General features: G+C 62.0%; 21 protein-coding genes and 1 riboswitch. Of the genes, 6 read left to right on the forward strand and 15 right to left on the reverse strand.

Annotation, left to right across the window (positions count from 1 at the left end):
* The first annotated feature begins 211 nt into the window (after window positions 1-211).
* Genes ACR9WD_RS12760 through ACR9WD_RS12770 form a run of 3 tightly spaced genes read left to right on the forward strand, consistent with a single transcriptional unit; the run spans window position 212 to window position 3536 of the window.
* Window positions 212-1657 carry an NAD(P)/FAD-dependent oxidoreductase gene (locus ACR9WD_RS12760; RefSeq protein WP_434922159.1) on the forward strand — a complete coding sequence of 482 codons (1446 nt, stop codon included), beginning with the start codon at window positions 212-214 and terminating at the stop codon, window positions 1655-1657.
* Window positions 1657-2025 (forward strand): cupin domain-containing protein, encoded by a 369-nt coding sequence (locus ACR9WD_RS12765; RefSeq protein WP_073707997.1) that lies wholly within the window; start codon window positions 1657-1659, stop codon window positions 2023-2025. The genes ACR9WD_RS12760 and ACR9WD_RS12765 overlap by 1 nt, the downstream gene beginning before the upstream one ends.
* Window positions 2026-2045: 20 nt before the next feature.
* Window positions 2046-3536 (forward strand): gamma-aminobutyraldehyde dehydrogenase, encoded by a 1491-nt coding sequence (locus ACR9WD_RS12770; protein WP_073707996.1) that lies wholly within the window; start codon window positions 2046-2048, stop codon window positions 3534-3536.
* A 9-nt stretch (window positions 3537-3545) separates the two neighbouring features.
* Here ACR9WD_RS12770 and ACR9WD_RS12775 read toward each other — a convergent pair whose 3' ends face one another.
* From ACR9WD_RS12775 to ACR9WD_RS12785, 3 genes are all read right to left on the reverse strand, one after another.
* Window positions 3546-4574, reverse strand: coding sequence for a CDP-glycerol glycerophosphotransferase family protein (locus ACR9WD_RS12775; protein WP_158024712.1), 1029 nt, complete (start codon window positions 4572-4574; stop codon window positions 3546-3548).
* A 109-nt stretch (window positions 4575-4683) separates the two neighbouring features.
* Window positions 4684-5739 carry a metal ABC transporter solute-binding protein, Zn/Mn family gene (locus tag ACR9WD_RS12780; RefSeq protein ID WP_073707994.1) on the reverse strand — a complete coding sequence of 352 codons (1056 nt, stop codon included), beginning with the start codon at window positions 5737-5739 and terminating at the stop codon, window positions 4684-4686.
* A 68-nt stretch (window positions 5740-5807) separates the two neighbouring features.
* Window positions 5808-7061, reverse strand: coding sequence for a YibE/F family protein (locus tag ACR9WD_RS12785; protein WP_073708013.1), 1254 nt, complete (start codon window positions 7059-7061; stop codon window positions 5808-5810).
* A gap of 196 nt (window positions 7062-7257) precedes the next feature.
* Here ACR9WD_RS12785 and ACR9WD_RS12790 point away from each other — a divergent pair, with 196 nt between their 5' ends.
* Window positions 7258-8388: a CPBP family intramembrane glutamic endopeptidase gene (locus ACR9WD_RS12790; protein WP_073707993.1), complete on the forward strand. Its 1131-nt coding sequence runs from the start codon at window positions 7258-7260 to the stop codon at window positions 8386-8388.
* Between the two features lie 89 nt (window positions 8389-8477).
* Here ACR9WD_RS12790 and ACR9WD_RS12795 read toward each other — a convergent pair whose 3' ends face one another.
* The 10 genes from ACR9WD_RS12795 to ACR9WD_RS12840 form a co-directional block, all read right to left on the reverse strand.
* The gene (locus ACR9WD_RS12795; RefSeq protein ID WP_073707992.1) at window positions 8478-9608 is read right to left on the reverse strand and encodes a hypothetical protein; all 1131 of its coding nucleotides are present in this window, start codon (window positions 9606-9608) and stop codon (window positions 8478-8480) included.
* A 140-nt stretch (window positions 9609-9748) separates the two neighbouring features.
* Entirely contained in the window at window positions 9749-10858 is a 1110-nt protein-coding gene (locus ACR9WD_RS12800; RefSeq protein ID WP_073707991.1) for an NADH:flavin oxidoreductase/NADH oxidase, read from the reverse strand.
* Between the two features lie 59 nt (window positions 10859-10917).
* Entirely contained in the window at window positions 10918-12273 is a 1356-nt protein-coding gene (gene mgtE / locus ACR9WD_RS12805; RefSeq protein ID WP_434922160.1) for a magnesium transporter, read from the reverse strand.
* Window positions 12274-12690: 417 nt separating this feature from the next.
* On the reverse strand, window positions 12691-14100 hold the full coding sequence (locus ACR9WD_RS12810) for an L-serine ammonia-lyase (protein ID WP_434922161.1): 1410 nt from the start codon (window positions 14098-14100) through the stop codon (window positions 12691-12693).
* A 188-nt stretch (window positions 14101-14288) separates the two neighbouring features.
* A complete protein-coding gene (gene glyA / locus ACR9WD_RS12815) occupies window positions 14289-15611 on the reverse strand; it encodes a serine hydroxymethyltransferase (protein WP_066141248.1) in 1323 nt (440 codons plus the stop codon).
* Window positions 15611-15991, reverse strand: coding sequence for a glycine cleavage system protein GcvH (gene gcvH, locus ACR9WD_RS12820; RefSeq protein ID WP_038993761.1), 381 nt, complete (start codon window positions 15989-15991; stop codon window positions 15611-15613). The genes glyA and gcvH overlap by 1 nt, the downstream gene beginning before the upstream one ends.
* 60 nt (window positions 15992-16051) lie before the next feature.
* Window positions 16052-17179: a glycine cleavage system aminomethyltransferase GcvT gene (gene gcvT, locus ACR9WD_RS12825; RefSeq protein ID WP_073707939.1), complete on the reverse strand. Its 1128-nt coding sequence runs from the start codon at window positions 17177-17179 to the stop codon at window positions 16052-16054.
* 13 nt (window positions 17180-17192) lie between these two features.
* Window positions 17193-20039: an aminomethyl-transferring glycine dehydrogenase gene (gene gcvP, locus ACR9WD_RS12830; protein WP_121867246.1), complete on the reverse strand. Its 2847-nt coding sequence runs from the start codon at window positions 20037-20039 to the stop codon at window positions 17193-17195.
* Window positions 20040-20203: 164 nt separating this feature from the next.
* Window positions 20204-20301: riboswitch (glycine riboswitch) on the reverse strand.
* 102 nt (window positions 20302-20403) lie between these two features.
* Window positions 20404-21192, reverse strand: coding sequence for an SGNH/GDSL hydrolase family protein (locus tag ACR9WD_RS12835; RefSeq protein ID WP_223308767.1), 789 nt, complete (start codon window positions 21190-21192; stop codon window positions 20404-20406).
* 35 nt (window positions 21193-21227) lie between these two features.
* Complete coding sequence (locus ACR9WD_RS12840; RefSeq protein WP_149597226.1) at window positions 21228-22400, reverse strand: serine hydrolase domain-containing protein; 1173 nt, start codon at window positions 22398-22400, stop codon at window positions 21228-21230.
* A gap of 263 nt (window positions 22401-22663) precedes the next feature.
* On the opposite strand from ACR9WD_RS12840, the gene ACR9WD_RS12845 reads away from it, so the two are divergent.
* Window positions 22664-24112 carry an APC family permease gene (locus ACR9WD_RS12845; RefSeq protein WP_434922162.1) on the forward strand — a complete coding sequence of 483 codons (1449 nt, stop codon included), beginning with the start codon at window positions 22664-22666 and terminating at the stop codon, window positions 24110-24112.
* A 68-nt stretch (window positions 24113-24180) separates the two neighbouring features.
* Here the strand turns inward: ACR9WD_RS12845 and ACR9WD_RS12850 are convergent, their stop codons facing one another.
* Entirely contained in the window at window positions 24181-25089 is a 909-nt protein-coding gene (locus ACR9WD_RS12850; protein WP_149597228.1) for an RNase H family protein, read from the reverse strand.
* Window positions 25090-25206: 117 nt separating this feature from the next.
* Here ACR9WD_RS12850 and ACR9WD_RS12855 point away from each other — a divergent pair, with 117 nt between their 5' ends.
* A complete protein-coding gene (locus ACR9WD_RS12855) occupies window positions 25207-25515 on the forward strand; it encodes a hypothetical protein (RefSeq protein WP_434922163.1) in 309 nt (102 codons plus the stop codon).
* Window positions 25516-25586: 71 nt separating this feature from the next.
* Here ACR9WD_RS12855 and ACR9WD_RS12860 read toward each other — a convergent pair whose 3' ends face one another.
* Window positions 25587-26696, reverse strand: coding sequence for a glutathione S-transferase C-terminal domain-containing protein (locus ACR9WD_RS12860; protein WP_083586981.1), 1110 nt, complete (start codon window positions 26694-26696; stop codon window positions 25587-25589).
* Between the last annotated feature and the right edge of the window lie 27 nt (window positions 26697-26723).

Raw genomic sequence — 26723 nt, forward strand, 5'->3', positions numbered from 1 at the left:
CTTGACAACCCCGAGTTGCACGGGCTTAGATGAGTAATGAATCACATTCAATTTGTGTTCAACTTTTCCGAGAAGAGGGATAGCCTTGACCGCCGACAGGCACTCATCTGGCATCCTCGGTGCCCAGCAGACCGCAAAGCCTCAAGGACCATTGGTCGTTCCCCTGCATCGATAGCGTCCACCGAATCAGCTATCTTCGAGGAAAGTACCAATGGCCACCAACAATGAATTGACGTTTGACAGGCATGAAGCCGAAGTCTCCCCCGCCTTGGTCGCCCGGGCACTGGCAGATGCCAAGCGCACCAGCTACTGGCTGGACAATAGCCAGCGTCCCACTCCACATCCGGCACTGCACGGGTCAATCGCCACCGACCTGCTGGTTATCGGCGGCGGCTACACCGGATTATGGACCGCGCTGCAAGCCAAGGAACGGGATCCTTCCCGCAAAGTGGTGCTGATCGAGGGCCAGCGCTTGGGCTGGGCCGCGTCGGGGCGCAATGGCGGCTTCTGCGAAGCATCGCTGGTCCACGGCGAAGCAAATGGCGCAAACCACCTGCCGGAAGAAAACGAGCTGCTCGCCGAGCTCGGGGCGCAGAACCTCGACGAGTTCGAAGCAACGGTGCAGCGCTACGCCATGGACGTGGACTTCATCCGCCAAGGCTCGATCAACGTGGCCACCGAGCAGCATCAGATCGCTTGGGTGGCCGAGGAAGCTGAAGCCCCGGGCGTCGACTACCTGGACGCCGACGCGGTCAAGCAGCTGATCAACTCCCCGGATTTCTTGGCCGGCTCCCGCGACAATCATTCCACCGCGCTGATCCACCCGGCCAAGCTCGTCTGGGAACTGGCCCGCGTGTGCCGCGAACTGGGCGTTGAATTCTACGAGCACACCCACGCCTTGGAGATGGAGAATACCGGCGCGCAGGTCCAGGTGCTCACCGCCGACGGCCAGATCACCGCCCAGCGCGTAGCCCTGGCCACCAACGTCTTCCCCTCGCTGCTCAAGCGCCACCGCGCACGCGTCATCCCGGTCTACGATTACGCGCTGATGACCGAACCGCTCACAGCCCAGCAGCGCACAGCCATCGGCTGGGCGGACATGGTGGGCCTGGCAGATCTGAACAACCGCTTCCACTATGCGCGCCCCACCATCGATGCCGACGGGAACTTCCGCATTCTCTACGGCGGCTACGACGCGGTCTACCATTTCGGCGGCAAGGTCCGCTCCAGCTACGACACCAACCAGCGGACCTTCGAAAAGCTGGCCGCGCATTTCTTCGGCAGCTTCCCGGACCTGACGGATGTGAAGTTCTCCCACGCATGGGGTGGCGCCATCGATACCTGCTCGCGATTCTTCTCGTTCTTCGATCTGGCCTATGGCGGCAAGGTCGCCTACTGCGCAGGCTTCACCGGCCTCGGTGTGGGCGCCACACGGTTCGGTGCCAAGGTCATGCTGGATCTGCTCTCGGGAAAGAAGACGGAGCTGACCGAATTGGAACTAGTGCGCACCAAGCCGATCCCTTTCCCTCCCGAACCTGCCGCATGGGTGGGCGTGAAACTCATGACCAGCCAGCTGGCCAAAGCCGACCGCAATCACGGCGAGCGCTCGGCCTTCTTGAAGCTGATGGACAAGATCGGAATGGGGTTCGATTCCTGATGCCGTCCAAAGATCTTCGAGCCAGTATCGTCCAGGCCGGCGACGTGGAGCTGAGCCACGAACCGATCGGCGAAGACCAGCGGGCTGACGGACAGGCACCCGCGACCACAGGCTATGCGGAACTGGGCACCCTCGGGAATGCGGAAGTCGGCATCTGGGAAATGTCTGCCGGAGCCATGCGGGATATCGAATCCGACGAATATTTCGCTGTGCTTTCCGGCCTCGCCACCGTGCAGATCCTGGAAGCCGACGGCTTCGGCGCGCAGGAACTCCGGCTGGTTCCGGGCAGCATTGCCAGGCTTCATGCTGGCATGAGAACACAGTGGACTGTCACCGAAACCCTGCGCAAGTTCTATTTCACCCTCTGAGCATCCCTAGGAGAATCCACATGGCCTACTACGATAGTTCCCTCGGACACCAGTTCATCAACGGCCAGCAAGTCCGCGGGCTCGGCCCGGTGCTGGAACGCGTGAACCCTGCCACCGGGAAGAAGCTGCTGGACGTCGATACCTCAAGCCTCGAACAGGTTGGCCAGGCGGTGCACGCGGCCGCCGAGGCCTTCACAACCTGGTCCAAGCTCACCCCGGGCGAGCGTGCCGACCACCTGCTGGCCTTCGCCCGCGAACTTGAGAAGCATGCTGATGAGATCGCCGCCGTGGAGACCGCGCAGACCGGCAAGAGCATCCGCATGTCCACCCAGTTCGATGTGCCCGGTTCCATCGACAACGTGAACTTCTTTGCTGGCGCCGCACGCAACCTGCAGGGCTTGGCCACCGGGGACTATGCCGGGAACACCACCTCGATGATTCGCCGCGAAGCCATCGGCGTGATCGGCTCGATCAGCCCCTGGAACTACCCGTTGCAGATGGCTGCATGGAAGATCCTGCCCGCGATCGCCGCCGGCAACACGATTGTGCTCAAGCCCAGCGAGCTGACCCCGGGCACCTCGGTGCTCTTTGCCCGGGCTGCCAAGGATGCAGGGCTCCCGGACGGGGTGATCAATATTGTGGTTGGCGACGGTCCCAGCGTCGGTGCGCCATTGGTGCGCCACCAGCTGGTGAAGATGACCTCGTTCACCGGCTCCACCGCGGTGGGCCTGAAGATCATGTCCATGGCCGCCGAGAGCGGTACCCGGGTGCATCTGGAGCTCGGCGGGAAGGCACCGTTGGTGGTCTTCGATGATGCGGATATCGAAGCCGCCGCGCACGGTGCGGTAGCCGGCTCGACGATCAATTCAGGCCAGGATTGCACCGCGGCCACCCGCGCCTACGTGCATTCCTCGGTTTTCGAGCGGTTCACCAGCCGTGTGGCCGAGCTGATGGAGGCCATGGTGGTGGGAGATCCCACCGACCCCGAAACCGACATGGGCTCGATGATCAGCCAGGAGCACCTGCAGAAGGTCTCCTCGATGGTCCAGCGGGCCAAGGATCAAGGAGCTCAGGTGCTGGCGGGCGGCCATCAGCTTGAGGGCGATGGCTTCTTCTACCGTCCCACCTTGGTGGTTGGAGCTGCCCAGGATTCGGAGATCGTGCAGCAGGAAGTGTTCGGACCGGTTCTGGTGGCCCTGCCATTCAGCACTGACGATGAGGCCATCGAACTGGCCAACGATACCCCGTATGGGCTGGCGGCGAGCGCATGGACCAAGAACGTGGACCGGGCGATGCGTGCCAGCGCCGAGATCCAGGCCGGCTGCGTGTGGATCAACGAGCATATCCTGATCGTTTCCGACATGCCGCATGGAGGCTACAAGGCTTCCGGCATGGGCAAGGACATGAGCCAGTATTCTTTCGATGAGTACACCAACGTCAAGCACGTGATGATCTCCCATGATCCCGCTGCCCACCGTGAATGGCAGGACACGGTCTTCAAGCACCGCTAGGCGCGAAAACTAGAGACTGGAAAGCAGCTGGTTCAGCTTCTTGGTTGCCACCCCTGGTTCGGTGGTGGCAAAGAAGTACTGGGCCAGCTGTTTTTGCGCCCCTGCCACTGGCGAGGCGGCCAGGTCGGCTACCCGCTGGGCCAAGCCGTTCGCGTTGCCCAGCCGCTGGTCCAACGGCAGCCCGGCATGGAGCTTGCTTTCGGGATCCCCCGACAGCAGCAGCGGGATGTTCAGCGCTACCGCGTCATAGGCCATCGCCGAGGTGTCGCAGATGGCCACGTCCGCCCACACCAATGACTGCGCCGCATCGCCGATCGGGTCCAGCGTGGCGGCATAATTGCTCTTCAGGCCCAGAACTGCCTTCTTCGCTTCAGCGGAGACATCTCCGGTCTTCGGATGAGGTCGGAAACGCACGTCGAAGCGCTCATCGTTGCTCAATTGGGCGAGAATCCGCTCCCCCAGGGTCGCCACCGAGGAGTAGGCCATGGCCTGGGAATCGCCTTCCCACGTCGGCGCGTAGAGCACGCGGATCTTCTCGGATGGCTCGGGCCATTCCAGGTTGTCCAGCTGCGGGCGCCCGATCTGCACCAGATGCGTTGGGTCGAAACGGGCAATGCTTTCGGTGATGCGCTCGACCGCAGCGGCACCGGCCACGCAGGCGAAGTCATAGGCCTTGAGCTGGTTGGAGACCATCGACGTCTTTTCACTTTCACCGTGGTTCAGGTGAATGTGCGCTGGCCCATTGAAACGCAGCATCGTGAAGTTCCGCTGGGCGTTATTCACGTAGTTGATGGATTTGGCATCCCACTCGCGCAGGTTGTTCTCGATCTGTTCCATGGAACGCGAGAACATGATCGGCAGAGTCGTCGCTTCCAGCGCATGGCGTGCGCTCAGGGCATCCATGAGCACCACTCCGATGCTCAGGCCCTGGGCAGCCAACCGCTCGAAGGTCCCCAGCCAGACTCCGAGCTGGTAGAACTGGCCGGGGCCTTCGGCGAAGAACAGCACATGGTCGGCTTGTTCGATTCCCCGGTCCAAGTGGGCGATTTCTGCTCGGACAGACCGCTCCGCGAGGAGGGAGCGTGCTTTGCCTGTCGCTTGAGTTATCTGGGAAGAGAACAATGCCATGCATTTAGTCTACGTAGGTTTAGCCGTTGATCGCGGAAGCCAAGTCGGAAATGTTGGATTCCATCCATTCAAGGTAGCTGGAGTCATCCTGGATGGTTTCTGCAAAGTCAACCACGGGGATCTGCCCCAGCTCTGCGCTCTTCTTCAGCGCCTTGGTTTCACTGCCTTCAGTCTGCACGTTATAGGCCAGCATGTCGGCATCGCCTGCGGAAAGCAGGTCTTCGGCCTTCTTCATGGTTATCGGTGCAATGCCTTCGCCCTCTTCAATGGCTTCACTCAGCCCTTCCGGGGTGGCATCTTCCATGCCTGCAGCATGCAGCAGGTGGAATGGTACCGGCTCGGTCATCACGAAGCTCTTGCCATCCAGCTTCGCGGTTTCGAGCTGTTGCTCCAGCTTGTCGATTCCTTCGTTGAAGGAAGCCGCATTCTGCTGGTACTGCTCGGCGTTGGCGCTATCGGCCTTTCCGAAGGATTCAGCCAGCGCATCAGCCAGGTCGCCCATGGATTCCAGGTCATACCAGATGTGCTCGTTGTAGGCCGAGTGGTCGTGGCCTTCATGCGAATCCTCTTCGGCGTGCTGCGCATGCTCTTCAGCGCTTTCGCCCTCATGCGAATCCTCTTCGGCGTGCTGCGCATGCTCTTCAGCGCTTTCGCCCTCATGCCCGGCTGCTTCCGATTCCTCAGCTACCGGCGAGGAATCCACTGCGTGCACGAGCGTGATCTCGCCAGCCTTGCCTTCTGGAATCGAGGAAACCAGGGAGTCCATGAACTGGTCATATCCTCCGCCATTGGCCAGCACCAGCGTGGCATTGGAGATCGCCAGCTTATCTCGGGCTGTTGGCTCGTAGGAATGCGGATCCTGTGCGGCCGAAGTGATGATCTCGCTGACCTCCACGCTCTCTCCGCCAATGGCTCGGGCGATCTGTCCGTAGACGTTCGTCGTGGCCACTACGCTGATCGCAGCAGAATCCGCTTCCGTTGATTCGCTGGCCGTGCTGCTACCGCATCCGGCGAGGATCAGTCCAGCAGCAGGCAGGGCTACAGCTGCTGCGAGCAGCGAGCGGTGGTTCTTCATGGGTGTCTCCATCTAAATCGGATCGCTATTGAGAACTATTCTACATTACATATGAGAATGGTTCGCACCTAGGCGTCGGAACCCACGCGTTGCAAGGAGCGTTTGCCGTGGGCCCCGCCGGTGCCGGTCGCCTTCACGACCATGACCGCAATTGCGGTCGTTACCGGAATTGCCAGGACCAATCCAATGGAGCCGATCAGAATGCGGATGACCTCTTCGGCCATGGCGCCGGAGCCCAAGGTGACCCCGAAACTCTGGTTGCTCAATGCGGCAATAGCCAAGACTGGCAGGGCCGCACCAGCATAGGCGAAAGCAATGGTGTAAACGGTCGAAGCGATATGGTCGCGGCCGATGCGCATTCCGCGGAAGAACAATTCCCTGGCCGAGGACTTCGGCGTGCTCTCTGCCAGTTCCCACACGGTGGCCGATTGGGTGATCGTCACGTCATTGAGCACACCCATGCCGCCGACCAGGACACCGCAGATCAGCAAGCCGGGCAAGGATATTTGCGGGGCCACCGTCGACAAGGTGATTGCCGATTCATCATTGGCCCCGGTCAACGCGGCCGCATCGGTCAGCCAGAGCACCATCCCTGCAGTCACCGCAAGACCGAAGAGCGTTCCCAGCAGCGCTGTGGATGTCTTCGCGTTCAGTCCATGGGCGAAATACAGCGCGACGAACATGATGGCGGTAGAGCCTGTGAGTCCCACCAAGACCGGATTGCCGCCTTCGAGCAAGGCCGGAACCATGAAGACGATCATGAAGGCGATGCCGCCGATCAGGCCGATCATGGCCCGGGTGCCGCGCCAACCGGCGACGAGCACCACCACCACGCCATAGGCGATGGCCAGCAGTGCCATGGGCAACGTGCGCACGAAGTCAACGAACACGTACGGGCTTCCGCTGGTGGTGTCGACCGCGGAAAGATCTAGGTAGCGGATGCTGTCGCCCGCGCGCGCATCCCGTGATTGCAGCATTTCCGGCGGGATCTCCAACTGGATTTCAGCGCCACCGGATTCAGGCATCACATAGGTGACCTGGCATTCGAGCACCTTGCCGCCTACTTCTTCCAATCCTTGGGACGAAGGGCAATCCTGGATGGCGCTGCGCGTAACTGTGCCAACTTCCATCGTCGCTCCGCCGGTAGTATCCATGGCTCCGTTGAGGGCGAACTTGTCGTAGTTGCCTTGCGGCCACAACAGGATGACCATGACCATGGCCAAAGCACCTATGGGCGCAAGCAGAGCCCAAAGGATGATCGAGGCACGCCGCCGGCGCTTGGGATCCTGCAAAATCGGTTCGTCATGGTGATGATGGCCCACGTGGCGCTGCTCCAAATCAATAAAGGCGAATCGTCCGTACCAAGTCTAAGAGCTTGCCCCTGGGAGTTTCATATGGACGCAGTCCGCGTCTTCCCGCGCTGTTCGTGGACGCTCAAAAGGATGACGCGATAAATCCTCCGCAAGGTTCATGCTTTCCAGCATCGCGGAACGGGAGAATTGAGCCATGAGCTTGCCAATGAATTTGCCACCCGCGCCGCAGGGCGCCGAAGGTGAAATGAGCTATCCGTTCCATCGCCTGATGAGACGCAGTGCGAACTATCGCTGGTGGCGTCCGCTGGCGTTCTCCGGCGTCGGCATTGGCTTCTACCTCGCAGCTTTGCTCATTGCAATGCTGGCGATGTTCGCCGCACTGCTCATGAACCCGATGACGTGGGCTGCCGATAATCCGGAAGAGGCCCCCGACCAATTCCTCATGGATCCAATGCTGAATATGGCTTCGGCGACGGACTTCTCGATGACCATGGCCTCATTGATCATCATGATCCCTGCGGTCTTTTTCGCTTATTTGCTTATCGGACCGAAGCCTGTCGGCCAGTTGATTTCGGTCACCGGCAAATTGCGCTGGCGATGGTTCGGCCTGGCGTTGGCTGCCAGCGCCGTTTTGTTCGCCTTGTATTTCGGGGTGAATTTCGGGCTGGGCGCAGTGGGAATTGGCGCGTCCGAGCCGGTTCCTGCCAGCAGCCTGCCCACGGATCCGCTGTTCTATGCGCTGCTGGTTATCCTCTTGACACCGTTCCAGTGCGCAGCCGAAGAGCTCGTCTTCCGCGGTGCGTTCATGCAGGTCATCGGCAGCTGGCTGAAGCATCCCTTGTTCGCCATTCTGCTACCGGTGCCGCTGTTCACCATCGGCCACCTCTACGATATCTGGGGGCTTCTCGATGTGGCAGCCTTCGCTATCGCGGCAGGCTATCTGACGTGGCGCACCGGCGGCCTGGAAGCGGCGATGGCCATGCACATCATCAACAACACGTTCTTGTTCCTGCTCGGCGCAGTCGGCCTTGTCGATCTGAACGCCACGGAATCCAACCCGGTTTCATTAGTCTTCTCGGTGTGCTTCATGGCCCTGTTGACCTTCATGCTGGTGAAGCTTGCCGATAGGCAGGGCATCGCTCGTACGGCGGGCCCAATCCCGGTTGCAGACCGCCGGCCGTTGCTGCAACCTTGGCAAATGAACCAGCCACCGCTTCGCCCTAACCAGCCATACTGGGCTCCTCCGGCATATCAGCCAGAGCAGCAGCCACACGCCGGCAATCCGCCGGTGGATTCCCCACCAGCGCCGCGGGCACCCGACCCGTCGGACCGCTAGGATTCACGCGGCTCAAGCGCAAAAACGATCCGCACAGGAGCTCCTGTGCGGATCGTTTCGTTTACTGCAATTTCATTTAGTGCGCTTCTTCAGGACTTGGCCCAGCGCAGCAAGGCCGCGATTCCTGCTCCGTCAGGAATCATCGATTCCGGTACGTATCGGATGCTGGCGTCCGTCAGCGCGGTTGCGCGCAAGAGCACTTCCGGCGCTGGCCACTCGCCGACCACCAACTCTGCATGGTCATCCCCATCTTGATGGGCAATCCACGGTTCTGCGCTCAAGGCGCGCAGGGTATGCTCGCTTTGATATTGGCCAACCAGCACCATTTCGGCTTGCGCCGATTGGAGTGCAGTGACGACTTCATTCAATCCGACAGCCAGTTGCGCTCGGCCGTTGCCGGACTGGGCGGCAACCTTCGACTCCAATTCAGCCAGATCCTTGGCTTTGACCTCCTCCACCAGCTTGGTGATCTGGGCATCGACCTGCTTGGCGTCCGCACCTCCGGTACGCGTATGCGAGTCGATGACTTCTACGTATTCCTTCAGTGCCACCGGAAGTGCCCCGAGCACTATTTCACGAGCCTTGATATCGCCGGAAAGAATGACCAGACGAACGTAGTTCTCGGCGGACATCTCGCTGATCAGGCCGGCGACCTCATCAGCATTTCGACGTACCATCTCATCGGCGGCCGCCTGGGCTTTCGGCTGGTCATATTCGCCGGGCACCTTGCGCGCATGGTGGATTTCCTCGGGTAATCCGACTATGCCACGGCTGCCGAGGCGTTCAGGGGACGCCGTGTTATAGAGGTGCACTTCACCTCCGTCCTTGCTGACTTCGGCTACGAGGTAGGAGAACGATCCGCCACGCGCGCGAGCCAGCGCTGTGAAGTTCGGGAATGGACCCACATCCACCGATGGAGTTTGGACCTTGAGTCCTGGGATGATTTCGTTGAGCACGACTTCGCCGTCATGAACGGCGACGAATCTTGCTACGGGTGCTCGCAAGCCCTCGGCTGGTTCCAGTGCGCCGATCAGTGCTTGGACATCGTCCGGCTGTGCCTGCTGGCTCTTGAGCAGCTTGGCTACGTCGTCCGGAAGCCGATCTGCGGCTTCTTGGGCCGCAGTGGTTCCCAACGATGCGTCCACGAGGGCGGTGCTCCACGAGCCGTTTCTCCGATAAAGCGAAGCGTCGATTCCGTTAGAATCCGCGCGTAGTGCCATGCTGACTCCCTTCCGCACGCGAGCCTTGGCCGCGGTGCGACTAGATCCGTGGCACTAACCTAACATCACTATTCAGTGGCTGGAAGAGGTAACCAGAAACTATGTCGTTGTTTGGATGAAATCAGCATGACAGCAAGTGTTTACCAGTGGCCGCGCCAATATTGGGCAGGGAATGCCATCGGCGCTCCGAGTTCTTTCGCCGCACGGTTGGCCCACTGCGGGTCGCCCAGAGCGGCGCGTCCGATGCTCACGCCGTCGGCTTGCCCGGTCACGACGATGTGCTCTGCTTGCACCGGCTCGGTGATCACGCCCACCGCGGTGACGAAGGCGTCCTGCGGCAGTGAGTCTTTCACTGCTTGGGCCAACGGCACCTGGTATCCGGGACCAGAGGGACCCTTGAACTTGCCGATGCCGGCGCTGGACAGATCGAAATGGCGAACACCGTAGCCGTAGAGCTCCTTGGCGATTCGAATCGTGTCAGCGATACCCCATCCGTCGTCTACCCAATCCTCTCCCGAGAAGCGGATGCCCAAGACCTTGTTTTCCGGCCACACGGCTGCCACCGCCTTGATGATTTCACGCAGGTACCGCGTGCGGTTCTCGAAGCTGCCGCCGTATTCATCCGTGCGCTTGTTGGACAGCGGCGAGAGGAACTGGTGCACCAGGTAGCCGTGGGCCGCATGGATCTGGATCAGGTCGAATCCTGCCTCGTCTGCGCGCTTGGCCGCGTCAGCCCAATTCTGCACCGAGTCCTGGATCTGCTCAACGGTCATCTCGGTAGCCGGCTTCAGTCCATAGAGCTCGCTTGGAGTGGAAGTGAAGGTTTCCCAGCCGCCTTCTTCATCGCTGATGCTGCCAATTTTTCCGGCCTCTTCGAACTCCTTGAGCCAACCATAGGTCGAGGCTTTCGCGCCAGCATGCGCAAGCTGCACTCCAGCGGCTGCACCATGTGAGCGGATGTACTTTGTAATCGGCTTCCAGGCCTCAGTCTGCTCGTCATTCCACAAACCGGTGTCGCGGTCCGAGATCCTGCCTTCAGCTGCCACCGCTGTTGCTTCGGCGATAACCAGGGAGTATCCGCCATGCGCCATGGATCCCAGATGAGCCAGATGCCAGGTCGTTGGAACGCCGTCGTGTTTTTCCACGGAGTATTGGCACATCGGCGGGAGGACCACGCGATTGCGCAGCTTCAGGCCTTCGCCGCTGCGGGTTGGAACGGTAATTTCAGTAAATAGCTTGCTTTGAGGCATACCAGTTACGACGCTGGCGTGCGCGAATTTATTCCGCGCACCCCCAGTGCCAGGTCAAACTAGCCGAGAATCAGTACCGCCACAGAGAGGTAGACAATCAGCCCAGCGGCATCCACGAACGTTGAAATAAAGGGATTGGAGAATACCGCAGGGTCGACCTTGAAGAATTTTCCGATGATCGGCATCACCCCGCCAACAGCGGCCGCAATGCTGCATAGCGCCACGAGGCTGGTGCCAATCACCAATCCGATGCTGGGTTCGAAAATGAGCCCGGCCAAGAACAGGGCGACAAGGCCAAGGCCCAATCCCAAGATCGCCCCGATACGCACCTCACGCATCAGCACCCGCCAAAAGTCGCGGCCCCGCACCTCCCCCATCGCCAGCGCACGCGTAACGGTAGTCGCCGCCTGGTTTCCGGTATTCCCGCCAATGCCCACAATCAGCGGGATGAACAAGCTGAGCACCACCATCGATTCAAGCGTCTGCTCGAAACTGGCGAGGACCTTGACGGTCAAGGTGGCACCAATCGCAAGGACCAGCAACCAGATGATCCGCGCCTTCACCAGGTGGCGCAGCGGCATACCCAGGTACGGGCGGACGAGCGGTTCCGCCCCGGGATCGTACGCAGTGCGTCGCTCCTCGGCATCCTCCAGGATCCCGAGCGCCATGGGCAAGGTCAGCACGCCCAGCAGGCGGTCTTCTTGATCAAGTACCGGGAGCACCGTTGCCTTCCGCCCCACGGCCAATCGTGCTGCGCTTTCCTCCGGCTCGCAGGCTTGGACGCTGGGGCCAGGGGTGCACAATTCTGCGACCGTCATCGTGCCCGGTTCGGCGAGCAGCTCGCTGAGCGTGATGGTGCCAAGCAGCCTGCGTTCATCATCGATCACCAAGATGTGCTGCGCGTCCTTGCAATGCGCGAAACGCTTGCTGATGCGTGCCAGGGATTCTGCCACGGTTAGCTGCGGATGGGTGGCGATGAAGTCCGGGGACATCGCCCTGCCGGCGCTTGCTTCGGGATAGCCCAGCAGGGCTCCGATGTCTTGGCGTTTGGCCTTCGATGTACCTGCCAGCAGTTTCGTTGCCACGATGGCTGGCAACTCATCGAGCAGTGCTGCCCGTTGTGCGGCGGAGAGCTGGGAGAAGGCATCGACCACTGCTTCTGACTGCAGCGCCCGAATCAGTTCGGCTTGCACCTCAGCGTCGAGGTCCTTGAAGAGAAGCACGGCGGCCTGCTTGTCGAGCAGGCGGTAGGCCAAGGCTGCTTCGGTGGCATCCAGCGCTTCAAGGTGCTCGATAGCCTCAGCGGTATGCAGCTCCCCCAGCAGCCGTGCTGCTTGCTGGAATTCGCCGTGGTTGAGGTGGGAGCTCAAGGAGCGCGAAATAGTAGAGAAGTCTACCTTTTCTGGAGAAATCATGATGTGCGTCCAAATGGTTCATTTGGCGCAGGAATACAAGCCTGCCAGCAAATTCTCACCGCTGGAGCACCCCGTGAATACAGGGAGATAAATCAGTCAGTATTTGCGTGCAGGTTTCTGCGCCGGTGACATGTGCAGGTGTCACGAACTCATGGGACTCCCATGGCAGGATGCAGCCCTATTCGGCAGATTCGGCTATGAGCGCCCAGGTGAGTTCGTGGGCATAGATCGACTTGAACTGTCGTCCACGACGCTCACCTCCTCGAAATCGGTTTGCGCTCACGCGCATCGGGCCTTGACCAAGTTCTATCAGCAATGGCTGGGAAATGCCCGCTTTGGGGATCGATATCACGTTTAAATGGTCCAGGAGGCCTGCGGTGCAGGCCTCCTGGACTTGGTTCTCGCGGTGCTATGAAATCAGCATTCCACCACGTTCACGGCCAAGCCGCCCATGGCAGTTTCCTTGTACTTGTCGCTCATGTCCTTGCCGGTTTCGCGCATGGTGATGATGACTTCGTCCAAGGTGACGTGGTGTTCGCCGTCGCCCATCAGTGCCATCTTCGCCGCATTCACTGCCTTCGAAGCGGCAATGGCGTTGCGTTCGATGCATGGGATCTGGACCAAGCCGCCGATTGGATCGCAGGTCAGTCCCAGGTTGTGTTCCATTGCGATTTCCGCGGCGTTCTCCACCTGGGCTGGGGTGCCGCCAAGGATTTCGGCCAGGCCACCGGCGGCCATCGAGGAGGCCGAACCGACTTCGCCCTGGCAGCCAACTTCCGCTCCGGAAATCGATGCCTGTTCCTTGTACAGCACGCCGACGGCGCCTGCAGTGAGCAGGAAGCGTACGACTGCGTCGTGCTTTTCGTCCTCGTTCCAGTACTTCGCGCCTGGCGCGTAGTGGGTGGCGTAGAACAGCACTGCCGGGATGATGCCGGCGGCGCCGTTGGTGGGGGCGGTGACAACCCGTCCGCCGGAGGCGTTCTCCTCATTGACTGCCAGTGCGACGAGGTTGATCCATTCCTGCCAGTAGACCGGATCGCGGTCCTTGTCTTCCTTGCGCAGGCGTTCATGCCATTCCGGGGCGCGACGGCGGACTTTCAGGCCGCCGGGCAGCACGCCGGTGCGTTCCAGCGCGGAGTCCTTGCAGCCTTCCATCACTTCGTAGATGTGGATGAGGCCTGATCGGATTTCCTCGCGGGTGCGATAGGTTTCCTCGTTGGCCATCATGATCTCGGCAATGGACAGGCCGGTTTCCTTCACATGCTCCAGCAGTGCGGCTGCTGTCGTGAACGGGTAGGGCTGCTTGTTCAGCTTCTCCTCGAGGTTCTTCTCGATGCGGTCTTCGGCGCCTTCGCGCACGATGAAGCCGCCACCGACGGAGAAGAAGGTCACGTTGACGATTTCATTGCCTTCGGCATCCAGGGCAATGAACTTTACCCCGTTGGTGTGGCGCGGCAGCACGGTCAGCGGGTGCTGGATCATGTCCTCGACCTTGTAGTCCAGGTCCTTGCGCTGGCCCAGCTGTTCGGCCAAGCGCAGCACGCCGGTGGCTTCCATGTCTGCCAGGCGCTCATCGACCTGTGCTGGCAGCACCGTTTCAGGTTCGAAGCCTTCGAGCCCGAGCATGATGGCGGTGAAGGTACCGTGGCCGCGGCCGGTAGCGGCCAGGGATCCATAGACGTCCACACGGATATTTTCCAGTGCGTCCAGTTGGCCTTCTCGGATTACTTGGGCAATGAATGCGTGCGCTGCACGCATTGGTCCCACGGTATGGCTGGAAGATGGTCCGATGCCAACCGAGAAAAGATCGAATACGCTAACCGCCATGCGGGTCACATCCTTAGAACTTGGGTAATCCGAGAGCTTGGGCTCCGGATCTATGAAGTGTGGTTCCAAACTCCCCCCGGGCCGCCGCAGGTATCGCGGCGGCTGGTGGAACTTTGGATGGTGAGAGACTGCGGGCCCGAAAAGCGCCTAATTCCACCTTCCGGGCCCGCATCTTCACTAGCTTGCTGCTACTCGGAAACCTTTGGCAGGTCCGGGTACAGTGGGTGGGCTTCAGCCAACGCCAGAACACGTTCCTTCAGCTCTGGCAGTGCAGCCGTATTGCCGTCGGCACCAGCGATCAAGGTCTGTGCAATGATCTCCGCAACCTCAGCAAACGCAGCCTCGGAGAAACCACGCGTCGCCAACGCCGGAGTACCAATGCGCAGGCCCGAAGTCACCATCGGCGGACGCGGATCAAACGGAACCGAATTACGATTCACCGTGATCTCCACCTGCGCCAAAAGGTCTTCAGCCTGCTGGCCGTCCAACTCGCTGTCACGCAGATCCACCAGCACCAGATGCACATCGGTGCCACCAGTCAGCACGCTGATGCCCTTGGCAACAACGTCTTCCCGGGTCAAACGCTCAGCCAAGATCTTCGACCCAGCCAAGGTACGCTCCTGGCGCTCCTTGAACTCCGGCGACCCAGCAATCTTGAACGCCACAGCCTTGCCAGCAATCACATGCTCCAACGGACCACCCTGCTGGCCAGGGAACACCGCCGAATTCAGCTTCTTCGCAATCTCCGCATCATTCGACAGAATGATGCCGCCACGCGGACCAGCCAACGTCTTGTGCGTCGTGGAAGTCACCACATGGGCATGCGGAACCGGCGACGGGTGCAGCCCGGCGGCCACCAAGCCAGCGAAGTGCGCCATGTCCACGAACAGGTACGCGCCAACCTTGTCGGCAATCTCGCGGAAACGCTTGAAATCCAGCTGGCGAGGGTACGCCGACCAGCCGGCAACAATCATCTTCGGCTGGTGCTCGACCGCAAGGCGCTCCACCTCATCCATGTCCACCTGGTAGGTTTCCTCATCCACGCCGTAAGGCACGATGTTGAACAAGCGGCCCGAGAAGTTCAGCTTCATCCCGTGGGTCAAGTGCCCACCGTGGTTCAGGTTCAACCCGAGGACGGTATCGCCCGGGCGCACCAGCGCGTGGTACACCGACGCATTAGCCTGCGCACCGGAATGCGGCTGCACGTTCGCGAACTTCGCCCCGAACAACTCCTTGAGGCGCTCAATCGCCAACGTCTCGATGACGTCGACTTCCTCGCAGCCGCCGTAGTAGCGGCGGCCCGGGTAGCCCTCGGCGTACTTGTTGGTCAGCACCGAACCCTGCGCCTGCATGATGGCCTGCGCGGTGTGGTTCTCCGAGGCGATCATTTCCAGGCCGCGCTGCTGGCGAGCCAGCTCAGCGTCAATGCGCTGCGCCACCTCCGGGTCCAGCGATGCCAGCGACTGGGTCAGCGAGCTCGAGGCAACGGTTTCAAAAGTCTGGTTGCTCATTACTCGACGTTTCCACCGTTCGCGCTTGCGTAATCTGCTGCCGAGAGCAGCGGTCCTTCTTCGGTGACCTCAACGGTGAACAGCCAGCCGGCACCGTATGGATCCTCGTTCAGGATGGCCGGGTTGTCCACGGCTTCCTGGTTGACCTCAACGATGGTGCCGGTCACTGGCGAGTACAGGTCGGAGACCGACTTGGTGGACTCGACCTCGCCGCAGGTCTCGCCTGCGGTCACGGTGTCGCCAACCTCTGGCAGGTCGACGTAGACCACGTCGCCCAGGGCGTCAGCGGCAACCTGGGTGATGCCGATCTTTGCTGGGGACGATGCATCGATCCACTCGTGCTCAGCCGAGTAGCGCAATGACGAAAGAACTTTACTCACGGTATTTCCTCTCCCAAGGGAATTAGCGGGCGCTTAGCTTAGCCCTACTGATGTTTAACGTTACTTGGCTCGGGTGTAGAACGGCAGTTCGACTACGACAAATGGCAAAGTCTTACCGCGCAGATCGACCTCCAGCTCGGTTCCGGTTGCGCTGAATTCGGCATCCACGTAGCCCAGCGCCACCGGATAGCCCAGCGTTGGCGATGGCTGGCCGGAGGTGATTTCGCCAATGGCGGTGCCGTCCTTGACGATGGAGTAGCCTCCGCGGCCGGCGCGCTTGCCCAGGCCCTTGAGGCCCACGAGCTTGCGTGGCGGGGTGGTGCCGCGCAGCGCTTCAAGTGCCTCGCGGCCCACGAAGTTCTCTTCCTTTTTGAAGGAAACCACCGGGCCGAAGCCCGCGTCGAACGGGTTGCGTTCCAGGGACAGCTCGTTGCCGTACAGCGGCATGCCGGCTTCCAGGCGCAGCGAGTCGCGGGCGGCCAGGCCGCAAGGAACCAGCTCGTGGTCCTTGCCGGCTTCAACGGTCTTCTCCCAGAGGGCTGACGCATCCTCGTTCTCGATGATCAGCTCGAAGCCGTCCTCGCCGGTGTAGCCGGTGCGGGCCAGCAGCACGTCGATACCGCCGAGCACCAGCTTCACAGCCGCGTAATACTTCAGCTCTGCGACGGCCTGGGCGGTTGCCTCGTCGGCGGCCAGCTTGCTCACGATCGCCTCGGCGTTCGGGCCCTGGACCGCGATCAGCGACTGGCGGCCCGATGCGTCGTCCACGACTACATCGAAATCAGCGGCGCGGGCTGCCAGCTCGGCGGCGACCACCGGGGCATTGCCGGCGTTCGGCACGACGAGGAACTTCTCCTCTTCCAGGCGGTAGACGATCAGGTCGTCGATGATCTTGCCCTCGGCGTTCAGGATCAGCGAGTACTTCGCCTTGCCGACCTTCATGATGCTCAGGTTGCCTGCCAGCGCGGTGTTCAGCGCGACGCCGGCTTCCGGTCCGGTGAGGTAGACCTCGCCCATGTGGGACAGGTCGAACAGGCCGGCGGTGGAGCGCACGGCCTTGTGCTCTGCCAGTTCCGAGCCGTACTTCAGCGGCATGTCCCAGCCGCCGAAATCGGTGAAGTTCGCGCCCAAAGCTTCATGCTGGGCGTGCAGTGCGGTGCGCTTGAGTGCTTGGGTAGTCTCAGTCATCTCTAACTCTTCCTTAGTCTTCGAAGGCTTCAGGAGCCGGGCAGGAGCAGATCAGGTTGCGGTCGCCGCCGGCACCGTCGATGCGGCCCACGGTTGGGAAGTACTTATCGAACTTCAGGCTGGCTACCGGGAAGGCTGCCTGCTCCACCGAGTACTTGCGGTCCCAGTTGCTGTTGACCACTGCCGAGACCGTGTGCGGAGCGTTGCGCAGCGGGGATTCCTCGATGCTGTACGCACCGGAGAGCACCTCGTCCATTTCCTGGCGGATGGTGATCATGGCTTCGATGAAGCGCTCGATCTCGGCCAGGTCCTCGGACTCGGTCGGCTCCACCATCAGGGTGCCGGCGACCGGGAAGGACAGGGTTGGCGCGTGGAAGCCGAAGTCGATCAGGCGCTTGGCCACGTCCTCGGCGGTGACCCCGGTCTTGGCGGTCAGTTCGCGCAGGTCCAGGATGCATTCGTGGGCGACCAGGTCCTGGTTGCCGGTGAACAGGATCGGGAAGTGCTCGCCCAGGCGCTTGGCGATGTAGTTCGCGTTCAGGATCGCGTGCTTGGTGGCTTCGGTCAGTCCGTCGCCGCCCATCATCGCGATGTAGGCCCAGGAGATCGGCAGCACGCCGGCCGAGCCGAAGGCGGTTGCCACGACCGGCACGCCGTCGCGCTCCGAGTAGGTGCCCGAGGCGTCGCCTGGCAGGAACGGCAGCAGGTGCTCGCCCACGCCGATCGGGCCAACGCCCGGACCGCCGCCGCCGTGCGGGATGCAGAAGGTCTTGTGCAGGTTCAGGTGCGACACGTCGCCGCCGAACTTGCCCGGCTGGGCCAGGCCCACCATGGCGTTCATGTTCGCGCCGTCGATGTACACCTGGCCGCCGGCGGCGTGGACCTTGTCGCAGACCTCGCGCACGTCGGCGTCGTAGACACCGTGCGTGGATGGGTAGGTGATCATGATGGCGGCAAGGACGTCCTTGTTGGCCTCGATCTTGGCATCCAGGTCATTGGCGTCGATGGTGCCATCGGCCGCGGTCTTCACGACGACCACGCGCATGCCTGCCAGCACCGCCGAAGCGGCATTGGTGCCGTGTGCCGATGCAGGGATCAGGCACAGGTCGCGCTGGCTTTCGCCGCGCGAACGGTGGTAGTCCGAGATGGCCAGAAGGCCGGCGTACTCGCCCTGCGAGCCGGCGTTCGGCTGGATGGAGACGCCTGCGTAGCCGGTGATGGCGGTCAGGCGGCCTTCCAGGTCGGTGATCAGCTCGCGCCAGCCGGCGGTCTGCGCGGCAGGTGCGTAGGGGTGGATGGACGCGAATTCAGGCCAGGTGATGGATTCCATCTCGGCGGCCGAGTTCAGCTTCATGGTGCACGAGCCCAGCGGGATCATGGTGCGGTCCAGCGCCAGGTCGCGATCCGAGAGGCGGCGCAGGTAGCGCATCATCTGGGTCTCGGAGGAGATCGAGTTGAAGATCGGGTGGGTCATGAAGTCGCTGGTGCGCACCATGGCCTCGGGCAGCTCGAAGCCTTCCGGAGCCGAGAGCTGCACGCCGAAGACCTCAAGCAGGGTCTTGACCACTGCGGAGGTGGTGGTTTCGTCGGTGGAGATGCCCACCTGGGTTTCGCCCACCTTGCGCAGGTTGATGCCTGCCTCGACGGCCTTGGAAATGATGGCATCGGCGTTCTCGACGTTCACCACAACGGTGTCGAAGAAGGTATCCGAGGCCAGGGTGAAGCCGCCTGCGACCAGCGAGCTGGCGATCACGCGGGCGTGGTTGTTGGCACGGGTTGCGATCTGCTTCAGCCCGGCCGGGCCGTGGTAGACGGCGTACATCGATGCGCAGATGGCCAGCAGGGCCTGCGCGGTGCAGATGTTGGAAGTGGCCTTCTCGCGGCGGATGTGCTGCTCGCGGGTCTGCAGCGCCAGGCGGTAGGCGGGAACGCCAGCGTCATCGGCCGAGACGCCCACCAGGCGGCCTGGCATCGAGCGGGTCAGGCCATCGGCAACAGCCATGTAGGCTGCGTGCGGTCCGCCGAAGAACAGCGGCACGCCGAAGCGCTGGGTGTTGCCCACGGCGATGTCGGCGCCCTGCTCGCCCGGAGGGGTGATCATGGTCAGCGACAGCAGGTCGGCGATCACGGTCACCATGGCGCCGGCTTCCTTGGCGGCGGCGATGATCGAGGCGTGGTCGGCGATCGAGCCGTCATTGCCCGGCTGCTGCAGCACGATGCCGGAAATGTCGCCCTCGGGCAGGCCTGCGGAGAGGTCGGCGACCTCGATCTCGAAGCCCAGCGCGTCGGCGCGGCCCTGCACGACCTTCAAAGTCTGCGGGAAGATGTTGGAGTCCAGGACGGTCTTGCCCTTGGCCTTCTTCTTGTTGGCACGGCGCATCATCAGCACTGCTTCGGCGGCGGCCGAGGATTCGTCCAGCAGCGAAGCGTTGGCGATCGGCAGGCCGGTCAGGTCCATGACCATGGTCTGGAAGTTCAGCAGGGCTTCGAGGCGGCCCTGGGAGATTTCTGGCTGGTACGGGGTGTAGGCGGTGTACCAGGCAGGGTTTTCCACGATGTTGCGGCGGATTACGGCTGGGGTGATGGTGTCGTAGAAGCCCTGGCCGATCATCTGGGTCTTCATGACGTTCTTCGAGGCAAGCGCACGCAGGTGGGCCAAGGCTTCGGTTTCGCTCAGCGCATCAGGGATATCCAGTGCGGAGTCCTGGCGGATATCTGCCGGAACGGCGGTGTCGATCAGTGCTTCCAGGCTGTCGTAGCCCAGGCTCTGAAGCATGGTGGCAACGTCGGAAGGACGCGGGCCGATATGGCGGGAGACGAATTCAGTATTCGCTGGTGCCGAAGTCTGCGTGATGGTCATGGTGCGGGTATCTCCATGGGATCTGTCTTGGCGCATGCCAAAGGAAGGTCTTTTTACCTCCCCATCCCTGTTGCATAACCTGAGAGTTTTACGCATCCAGCAAACCAAGCCGGGTACTTGCACCTTCGGTGAACCGGAACGGGCCGGTTTCTTTCCAGAGTTGCCTCATGATGGCGGTACGGGTGCCTGAGAGTTTCCTGGGGAGGAATTGCTCCTACGGCGCCCGTCCATGGTGTGAACGGGACTCTCCCGCCATCCGTCTATGGCGTGTGCTGCCGGCCGGAGGCCTGCAGCACACCACCATGTTACCCGCCTCGCCCCCAACGTCAAACAGGAACGGTGGCAGGAAAAGTCATAAACGCGTTCAGTTTGCGCCTGCAGTTAAACGGATGTAATCGGGATACTTCGCTGATAAGGAATCTCCCGACGAGGTGCCGGTGAGCCGTCGCTTGATCCACGGAGCCAAATGCTCCCTGGCCCAGCCCAATTCCTGCTTCAGTTTCTCGCCGCGCGAGTTCACCGCCAGCTCCGGCAGCGACGGCTGCTGGATCTTCGCAGACCAGTTCTCCTTGGTGATCTGCCCGGCGCCGAGCACGTCCAGGACCTTGGAAGCCATCAGCGTGTGGCCCAGCTCGTTCATGTGCAGCCGGTCCGGCGCCCAGTAGCGCAGGTCAGAGAATTCGCGCCATCGCCAGTAGTCGGCGATCAGCGCACCGTATTCGTCCGCGATTTCGCGGACCTTCTCGTTGTAGATGGCAGTGCGCGGACGGGTCTTGGAGAACAGCGGCGAGTCCACGGTGTCGAAACCGGTGAACAGCAGCACCGTGCTTCCGGCTTCGGAAAAGCGGCGCACCATGCCGGCATAGCCGCGCATCAGCGCATCCAGGTCGGCCTTGGGCCGCAGGATGTCGTTGCCGCCGGCGTAGATGGAGACCAGATCCGGGGCCAACGCAAGGGCCTGGTCCAGCTGCTGGTTGATCACCTGGCCGATCTTCTTGCCGCGCACGGCCAGATTGGCGTATTCCCATTCCCCTTCGGCGCAGAGCACCTCGGCCACCCGGTCCGCCCAGCCGCGCACCTGGTTAGGGCGGACCGGATCCGCGTCGCCAACGCCTTCGGTGAACGAGTCACCCAGTGCCACAAACTTCTTCACTTCGCTCCTGCTTCGTTCCTTGCCCGGTGGGGCGGCTATGCGTTGTTGCCGGCAGCCTGGGCCGCCATGTTCTTCTGCATGATCAGCTGGCGCGCCAGCTGGCTGAGCTTCACCCCGGTGGAGGTCTCCTTGAGACCTTCATTGCGCGAGGGGATGAATCCGAAGCCCAGCTGGTGGGCCGGATCGGCGAAGGCCAGCGAGGAGTTCGCACCGTCATGGCCGTAGGCGAAAATCGAGCCGTAATTGTTGCGCGCGGTGGCCTTCATGAATCCCAGGGCGAAGGCCTGCAGCAGTCCATTGGTCCGGTCATGGCCGTAGACCAGTTCGGTGGATACCTGGGACCAGGTGTCGGCGGAAAGGAAACCACGCGTGGTTCCCAGTGCCGGAACTGCACCGAAGGAGGCGGCATAGATGGCGGCCAGGCCCTGGGCGTTGGCCACCGCTCCCATGGATGCCGGGCCCAGTTCGCGCACCTGCGGCGCATTGGCCAGTTCGTGCCAGTTGTAGACCGGGCCAGTTTCCAGCGCGAACCCGGAGGCCGAATTCACCGCCAGTCCGGCCGGGGAAAACGGGTCGAAGAATTCGGTGGCAGCTTCGGCTGCTGGCAGCACATCGCGGTAGCGCGATTCCAGCGCTGGGTCCTGGCCGATGTAGGCCTCGGCGCCCAGCGGCTTGCGGATGCGCCCCTCGAAGACCTCCTTGAGCTCCTTGCCGGTGACCCGGCGGACCAGTTCTTCCATGAGCACGCCCATGGTGATCGCGTGGTAGCCGACGATATTCTGCCCCAGCGGCCAGACACTGGGCATGGAAGCGAGCACCTTGGCGTACTCGGCGGAGTCCAGGAGGATCTTGCTGGGCACGCCCCCGGGAACGCCCAGCACGCCGGCCTGGTGGCTGAGCACCTCGCCGACGGTGAGCCTGGATTTCCCGTTCTCGCCGAATTCAGGCCAGTAGGTGGCCATGGGCGCATTCGGATCAATCAGGCCATCTTGCACGAGCAGTGCCACGACCAGCGCGCCCAGGCCCTTGGTACAGGAGAAAACACAGGTCAACGCGTCGCCCGAGAGGTGCTCTCCGACGGTGTGGCTGAGCACCAGTTCTCCGCGGTGGTATACGGCCAGCTGCGCCGAGTAGCCTTCTTCCTCAGCGGCACGCGCTTCCAAAGCCTGGGCCAGGGGCGCGAAATCCTCAGTGATCACCGATTGCATCTAAATCCTTAAAGTGCTTGTTCCTCAACAACCAACCCTAACCGCAGTGCTCCCATTTCCCGAAGGTTCCACATGCTGTCCACCACCCAGCATATAGGTAGGTCAGCTCACACCTTTGAAGCGATTAAGCCACTCGCCGACGTAATAATGCCGTTCGTCCCGCGATTCTGCGAGCCAGCTCAGAGCCCGGTTTGCCCACTTCATGCGCTGACCCTAAAGTTGTAACGTTTGCCTACAAATTTGAAGGAGATGATCTCGATCGCATGACTGTGAACAGTGACACGGCCGTTACCGACGGCAAAGAAACAGAACTCCACCGGGTGATTGGCCCGAAGCTGCTGCTATTCCTCATCATGGGCGATATCATCGGCGCCGGCATTTTCGCAATTACCGGCAAGGTTGCCGGCCAGGTGGGTGGAGCCGCGTGGCTGCCGTTCCTGATCGCCTTCGCGATCGCGACCCTCACCGCCTTCAGCTACCTCGAACTGGTCACCAAGTACCCGCACGCAGCAGGTGCCGCCCTGTACATCCACAAGGCGTTCGGCATCCACTTCGTGACCTTCCTGGTGGCCTTCACCGTTGCCTGCTCCGGCATTACCAGCGCCGCTACCTCGGCCACCCTGGTCGGGCGGAACCTGCTGATTGGCATCGGCCAGTTCGTCGAGGGCGTGCCCAACACGCCTGAAGCGGGCATGTGGGCGGCTATTGCGGTGATCGTCATCCTCGCGATCATCAACTTCCGCGGCGTCGGCGAGAGCGTGAAGTTCAACCTCTTCCTGACCGTCGTGTCGCTGGCCATCATGGCCGCGATCATCGGCATCGGCTTCGCCGTGATCGCTTCGGGCCACGGAGACATCTCCCGCCTGGTGGTCTTCGAGACCCCGACCGACCGCAGCGTCTTCGCCGCCGTGACCATGGGCACCGCCATTGCATTCTTCGCCATGGTGGGCTTCGAGGACTCGGTGAACCTGGTGGAGGAAACCAAGAACCCGAAGAAGGACTTCCCGAAGATCATGCTCATCGGCCTGGGCATCTGCGCAGTGATCTACATGCTGGTGGCCGTCACCGTCATCATGGTGATCCCCACCGGTGACCTGCTGAATCCGAAGAACCCGGATGCCGGCATCCTGCTGGATGTGGTGCGCATTGGCCTGCCGAATCTGCCGGTGGACGCGATCTTCCCGTTCCTGACCGTCTTCGCGGTGGTCAACACGGCGCTGATGAACATGCTGATGGCCAGCCGGCTGCTCTACGGCATGGCCCGCCAGGGCGTGCTTCCGCAGTTCCTGGGCAAGGTGCACTCGACCCGGCGCTCCCCATGGGTTGCGATCCTGTTCAGCACCGCGCTGGCCATCGCACTGGTTGCCTACGTGAACCTGGATACCGGCAGCAGCATCGTCGGCTCGCTGGGCGGCACCACCGCACTGCTGCTGCTGTGCGTATTCGCCGTCGTGAACGTCGCCCTGCTGGTGCTGCGCCGCGACAAGCCGGAGCCCGGCGCGTTCCGCGCGCCAACGATCATCCCGATCCTCGGCGTGGTCTTCTGCCTGTTCCTTGCCGGCCCTTGGGCTCGTTCCCGCGAGGACTGGGTACAGTACGAGATTGCCGGCCTGCTGCTGGTGATCGGCATCGTGCTGTGGGCAGTCACCTGGCTGATCAACCGGATCAATTACAAGAAGGGCGTCATTGAAACCCGCCCGGGCCAGTACTGATCCCTAGCTCTTAATGCAGCGATGCCCGCCGATTGATTCGGCGGGCATTGCTGCGTTAAGCGCGTTTTCTACGCCGCCTGCTCAACGGTTTCCTGGCGGAAACGAAGCTTCAGGCCGCGTTCGGTGCGTTGCCACCACGACGAGACCACGAGCACCGGGGAATCCGCGGGCTTCATGCGGTAGGCGAGCAGCACCATCTGCGCATCCACTTCGCGCGCCGCAAGCACCTGCACCGCACCGGTGCTTGGCAGTGCCACCCCGGATTCCAGCATGGATCGGACCGTGGCCACGTCCAGCAGGCCCCCATGCCGGGTCACTTCCTGATAGCCGGGGTGCAGGAAGTCGTTCAGCTCGGCGAAGCTGGCGCGGATCTGCGGGTCGAGAAAACCCTGCTCCAGCTCATAGGCGGCGGCCGCGATGTCCATGCCGGGTTCTGGCGTGGCAGCGGTTTCTTCCGCCGGTGCTGGTGCCGCCTCCGTCTCAGCCGGAGAGCCGGACGAGGCTGATCCACCGGCAGTGTAGCCGGGTCCAGCCTCTACTGCCGTGCCCTGCTGGTGCGCGGTGGCAGCCGCGCGGGCATGTCCGTCTGCTGCCTCGTTCAGCTCATGGCCGGCATGGCCCTTGACCCATTCAAAAGTGTATTTGCGCCCGGAAATGGCCTGATCCAGTTCCTTGAGGATGTCCTGGTTCAGTACCGGTTTGCCGTCGGCCTTCTTCCAGCCCTTTTTCTTCCACCCTGGCATCCATTTGCTGATGCAGTTGATCGCGTACTGCGAGTCGCACAGGATCTTCAGTTCTTCGTCTGGCAGGTGCTCGGTAGCCCGGAAGAGCTCGAGCACCGCCTGGAGCTCGCCCATGTTGTTGGTTCCGTGGTCCCAACCGCCAGCGGCCCAGTTGTCCTGGTCCACGTACCAGGCCCAACCTGCTGGTCCGGGATTCCCTAGGGCTGATCCATCCGCCGCTGCAATGATTGTCATGGTTTAATCCTGCCACGTTCACCGCACCGCGGGGTTCCAGGCATAGGGCCATGTCGCCAGCGAATTCCTGCAGAGCGGAACACAGCATCCCAGCGGATCCATGCCTAGGATTGGGTTGTGAAGAAAATTATGCCTGTACTGGCCACCCTAGCCTTGGCGCTCACCGCTTGCGGCGGCCCGTCGATCGAAGAGTTGCGCGAGCAGGATCCGCAGGGCCATACCGCGTGCGTGCACTTTGGCGGGGGCATGGTTGACCCCGAGGGCATGGGCGCGACGAACATGGCGAAAGCCGCTGAGCACGGGGCGAAGGCCACGACCGGAGAAATCAGCGCTGCCGTGGCCACCGATGACGCCGGCACGCCGAAGATCACCGACTTGGCAGCATTCCAGGAGGCGTGCGAAGCCCAGGGCTTCGACTTCGAATAAAGCGCAGCGGCCCGGGATCCGCTCCATGGGATGGACCTGCTCTTGGGCCGCCAGGCTGGTTCTTCCGGAGCCTAGGCAGGGTACAGCGGGTTGTGTCCTGCCTGGACGCGTTCCTCGGCACGGACTTCGTCCGGTGCCGTGCCGTTCAGGAACGGGCCGTGCTCCGCCAGTTCTTCCCGGTCCGGGGCTTCGAGCCAGTTCGCCAGATCCGGTCCCTTCGGAATGATCCCGGTCGGGTTGATGTCTTCGTGGACCACATAGTAGTGGGCCTTGATCTGCTCGAAGTCGATGGTGTCGCCAAAGCCTGGGGTCTGGAACAGATCCCGGGCGTACCCCCAGAGGTTGGGCATGTCGATGAGCTTGTTGCGATTGGCCTTGAAGTGGCCGTGGTAGACCGGGTCGAATCGCGCCAGGGTGGTGAACAACCGCACGTCGGCCTCGGTGATGTAATCGCCCATGAGGAAGCGGCGGGTGGATAGCCGTTCTTCGAGGTAGTCCAACGTGGTGAATAGCCTGTCGTAGGCGTCGTCGTAGGACTTCTGGTCCCCCGCGAACCCGGCACGGTAGACGCCGTTATTCACCTCGGTGAAAATCCGCTTGATCAGCGGCAGCATCTCATCGAGCTGGTCATGGGCAATGAGATCCGGTGCGCCTTCACGATGGAATTCCTTCCACTGCGTGGACATGTCCCAGGTGATTTGCGGGTAGTCGTTGGTGACAACCGCGCCGGTGGGGATATCGACAATGGCCGGAACGGTGATCCCGCGTGGATAATCGGCAAAGCGCTTGAAGTAGTTTTCCTGGACCCGCTCGGTGCCCAGCACCGGATCCTTGCCCTCCGGATCCAGGTCGAAGGTCCAGCTGCGCGCATCGTGGGTGGGACCGGGCAGTCCGATGGACAGCGCGTCTTCCAGGCCCAGCAGGCGGCGGACTATCAGGGTCCGGTTGGCCCATGGGCACGCGCGGGCGGCCACCAGATGGTAGCGGCCGGCCTCCACCGGCCAGAGCTGGGCGCCTTCGGACAGCCCTGCGTCGGGATGCCCGATCTTGCTGTGGCTGTCCTTGTGCCCATAGTGCTCGGCGCTGGCATCAGCGACGATGCGGTCCTGGATGTAGTTGGTGTCCCGGGTGAATTCTCCGCCGGTGACGTAGGAGCCCTTGGTCGAGTATTCGTCGCTCATCGCATTCCTTCCAAAGAATTTTGCGGT

The organism is Glutamicibacter sp. PAEs-4 (genome assembly GCF_051161755.1).
Lineage (GTDB): Bacteria > Actinomycetota > Actinomycetes > Actinomycetales > Micrococcaceae > Glutamicibacter > Glutamicibacter nicotianae.

What these genes read in the sequence shown, in the direction of transcription:
- mgtE (WP_434922160.1), bottom strand. Translation starts at nt 12,273, where the DNA reads ATGATTTCTCCAGAAAAGGTAGACTTCTCTACTATTTCGCGCTCCTTG.
- ACR9WD_RS12795 (WP_073707992.1), bottom strand. Translation starts at nt 9,608, where the DNA reads ATGGCACTACGCGCGGATTCTAACGGAATCGACGCTTCGCTTTATCGG.
- ACR9WD_RS12760 (WP_434922159.1), top strand. Translation starts at nt 212, where the DNA reads ATGGCCACCAACAATGAATTGACGTTTGACAGGCATGAAGCCGAAGTC.
- gcvP (WP_121867246.1), bottom strand. Translation starts at nt 20,039, where the DNA reads ATGACCATCACGCAGACTTCGGCACCAGCGAATACTGAATTCGTCTCC.
- ACR9WD_RS12800 (WP_073707991.1), bottom strand. Translation starts at nt 10,858, where the DNA reads ATGCCTCAAAGCAAGCTATTTACTGAAATTACCGTTCCAACCCGCAGC.
- ACR9WD_RS12860 (WP_083586981.1), bottom strand. Translation starts at nt 26,696, where the DNA reads ATGAGCGACGAATACTCGACCAAGGGCTCCTACGTCACCGGCGGAGAA.
- ACR9WD_RS12840 (WP_149597226.1), bottom strand. Translation starts at nt 22,400, where the DNA reads ATGCAATCGGTGATCACTGAGGATTTCGCGCCCCTGGCCCAGGCTTTG.
- gcvT (WP_073707939.1), bottom strand. Translation starts at nt 17,179, where the DNA reads ATGACTGAGACTACCCAAGCACTCAAGCGCACCGCACTGCACGCCCAG.
- ACR9WD_RS12850 (WP_149597228.1), bottom strand. Translation starts at nt 25,089, where the DNA reads ATGACAATCATTGCAGCGGCGGATGGATCAGCCCTAGGGAATCCCGGA.
- ACR9WD_RS12765 (WP_073707997.1), top strand. Translation starts at nt 1,657, where the DNA reads ATGCCGTCCAAAGATCTTCGAGCCAGTATCGTCCAGGCCGGCGACGTG.
- glyA (WP_066141248.1), bottom strand. Translation starts at nt 15,611, where the DNA reads ATGAGCAACCAGACTTTTGAAACCGTTGCCTCGAGCTCGCTGACCCAG.
- ACR9WD_RS12780 (WP_073707994.1), bottom strand. Translation starts at nt 5,739, where the DNA reads ATGAAGAACCACCGCTCGCTGCTCGCAGCAGCTGTAGCCCTGCCTGCT.
- ACR9WD_RS12810 (WP_434922161.1), bottom strand. Translation starts at nt 14,100, where the DNA reads ATGGCGGTTAGCGTATTCGATCTTTTCTCGGTTGGCATCGGACCATCT.
- ACR9WD_RS12845 (WP_434922162.1), top strand. Translation starts at nt 22,664, where the DNA reads ATGACTGTGAACAGTGACACGGCCGTTACCGACGGCAAAGAAACAGAA.
- ACR9WD_RS12770 (WP_073707996.1), top strand. Translation starts at nt 2,046, where the DNA reads ATGGCCTACTACGATAGTTCCCTCGGACACCAGTTCATCAACGGCCAG.
- ACR9WD_RS12790 (WP_073707993.1), top strand. Translation starts at nt 7,258, where the DNA reads ATGAATTTGCCACCCGCGCCGCAGGGCGCCGAAGGTGAAATGAGCTAT.